The organism is Hyalangium sp. (genome assembly GCF_035629615.1).
Lineage (GTDB): Bacteria > Myxococcota > Myxococcia > Myxococcales > Myxococcaceae > Hyalangium.
Window position 1 is genome coordinate 1 of the sequence record NZ_DASPHO010000004.1, and the last position, 2,447, is coordinate 2,447.

At 70.7% G+C, this 2,447-nt stretch carries 3 protein-coding genes; all 3 read left to right on the forward strand.

Translation table 11 applies throughout. The annotated features are described in order from the left end of the window. The first annotated feature begins 93 nt into the window (after positions 1 to 93). On the forward strand, positions 94 to 1,062 hold the full coding sequence (locus VD972_RS00085; RefSeq protein ID WP_324978842.1) for a ketoacyl-ACP synthase III: 969 nt from the start codon (positions 94 to 96) through the stop codon (positions 1,060 to 1,062). Next, positions 1,059 to 1,811, forward strand: a complete 753-nt coding sequence (locus VD972_RS00090; protein WP_324978846.1) for a lysophospholipid acyltransferase family protein — start codon at positions 1,059 to 1,061, stop codon at positions 1,809 to 1,811. The genes VD972_RS00085 and VD972_RS00090 overlap by 4 nt, the downstream gene beginning before the upstream one ends. Then, the coding region (locus VD972_RS00095; RefSeq protein WP_324978849.1) for an SDR family oxidoreductase at positions 1,808 to 2,447 on the forward strand (640 nt) is incomplete at its 3' end. The genes VD972_RS00090 and VD972_RS00095, both read left to right, overlap by 4 nt.

The following is a 2,447-nucleotide window of genomic DNA, read 5'->3' on the forward strand; positions in this document are numbered from 1 at the left end:
GCCTCGATCGGAGCTGCCCTCCAAGGTCCGCGCCCTGAGGCAGTCCGGGATGCAGGGGGCGTTGGGGGTGCTACTCCCGGAGCGGATGCCAGCATGATTCCCGTTCGCATCCTGGGGACCTCGGGCGTGCTGCCCGGGCGGGCGGTCTCCACGGAAGAGGTGGCGAAAAAGCTCGGCCGGGATCCGGTCAAGATGGAGCAGCGCACGGGCATCCGGACGCGCTACTGGGTGGAGCCCGGCACCCGCATGACGGACATCGGGGTGGAGGCGCTCCGCCGCGCGCTCGACGCCGCGAAGATGGCTCCCACGGACCTGAGCCGCATCCTGTTCGTGACCTCCTCGGGAGGGGACGCCATCACCCCCGCCACCGCCAGCCTGATCTCGGGCGCGCTGGGGCTCACCGGCTCGTGTGATGCCTTCGACATCAACAACGCCTGCATGGGGTTCCTCTCCGCCTTCGATGTCGCCGCCCGCTCGATCGCCACCGGGATGGGACCGGTGGGGATCGTCGCCGTCGAGTGCATCTCCCGCGCCCTCGACCCGAGCCACCCGCGTCCCTACCTCGTCTTCGGAGACGCGGCCGCCGCCGCCGTGCTCGGGCCCGCGCGCCCAGGCGAGGGCGTGCTCAGCGTGGCGCTCGCCAACAACGGCACCCTGCCTCCGGACACCGTCTGCGCCCAGCCGCTGCTCACTGGCAAGGTGGAGCGCGTCCAGTTCCTGGTCTCCAAGGAAGAGATCCTCCAGATCGCGCTGAACGCCCTCCGCACCGCCACCCAGACCGTGCTCCAGCGGGCGGGGGTGAAGCTGAGCGACATCCAGTGGGTGCTGCCCCACCAGCCCAACGGGGCCCTGCTCGACGCGATCATCGACTCGCTCGGCCTGGATCGGACGCGGATCATTCCCATGGTCCAGGACGTGGGCAGCGTGGCCTCGGTGTCGATTCCGTACAGCCTCGATCTCCTGATGCGCACCCGGGAGGTGCGCCCAGGGGATCGGATCCTGATGGTCGGAGTGGGAGCGGGCGTCTCGTACGGCGCGCTCCTCTATCAGGTGGGCGGATGAGCCAGGCGGGAGGTGTCCCGCTGGCCACCTGGCTGGCGGCGTTCCGGCTGCTGCGCGTCTGGCACCGGTATGAGGTGCGTGGGCTGGAGGGGCTGCTGAGCCCGGGCGCGAAGCTGCTCGTCGCCTACCACGGACGGCCCCTGGCGCTCGACCAGTGCATGCTCACCGTCACCCTCTACGAGCGGCTGGGCTACCTGCCTCACGGCATCATCCACGGCTACTTCGGTCAGAACCGGCTGCTGCGGTGGGTGATCGATGGCCTGGGCTTCGTGACCGGCGACGGGGCAGAGATCGCCGACGCGGTGGCACGAGGCGAGCACGTCCTCGTCCAGCCGGGTGGGACGCGCGAGGGCTGCCGCAGCTTCCGCCACCGCTACCAGGTCGACTGGGGTGATCGGCTCGGGTACCTGCGCCTGGCGATCCGGCATGGTCTCCCCATCGTTCCCGTGGCCGGCACCGGCGTGGATGACACCTACCTCGGCCTCAATGATGGCTACGCGCTGGGCCGCCGCCTGGGCGTGCCCGCGGGCCTTCCGGTCTGGCTGGGGCTGGGTGCCACGGGCGTGTGGCCGCTCTCGCTGCCGTTCCCGGTGAAGGTGACCCAGCTCATTGGAGCCCCGATCGAGCGCCACCTCGAGGGAAGGATCGATCCCGCGGACCGCGCGGCGCTGCAGGAGCTGCACCAGGAGGTTCGAGGCGCCGTCCAGTCGCTCATGGACCGGGCGCGGGGCCAGAGGGAGGTTGCATGAGCGCGGGGCAGTGGGCGGTCATCCTGGGGGCGTCGTCAGGGACGGGGGCCGCGATCGCCGTGGAGCTTGCCAGCTCGCGTGAGCTCAACGTCTTCGGTGTGCACCGTGGGCGCTACCTGGAGCAGGCCCAGCGGGTCGAGCACGACGTGGCTGCTGTTGGCCGCCGCATCGTCATGCACCAGGGGGATGCTGCCACCCACGAGGGCCTGGTCCAGGGCGCTGATGCCCTCCTGGCGGCGGCGGGCCCGCGCAGCGTGAAGCTCTTCGTCCACTCGCTGGCCAGCGGCTCGGTGGGGCACTTCGTCTCGGGCGGGGAGGAGCAGTTCCACCCCAAGCAGGTGGAGCGCACCTTCAACTCCATGGCCCACTCGTTCATCTATTGGATCCAGGCGCTGCTGGAGCGGGAGCTGCTCGCGCCCCAGGCCCGCCTGCTGGGGCTCACCAACCCGCTGACGGAGTCGCTCCTCCACAACACGGGCCTCATCACCGCCGCCAAGGCCGCGCTGGAGATCTACGTGCGTCACCTGGCGCTCGAGCTGGGGCCGCAGGGGCATCGGGTGAACCTGCTCAAGTTCGGCACGGTCATGACGCCGGCGATCCAGCACGTCTACTCGCCCGAGGCGCTGGCCCGGCTGG

Excerpts from the sequence above, each read along its gene's own strand:
- VD972_RS00085 (WP_324978842.1), top strand. The coding sequence starts at position 94 with ATGATTCCCGTTCGCATCCTGGGGACCTCGGGCGTGCTGCCCGGGCGG.
- VD972_RS00090 (WP_324978846.1), top strand. The coding sequence starts at position 1,059 with ATGAGCCAGGCGGGAGGTGTCCCGCTGGCCACCTGGCTGGCGGCGTTC.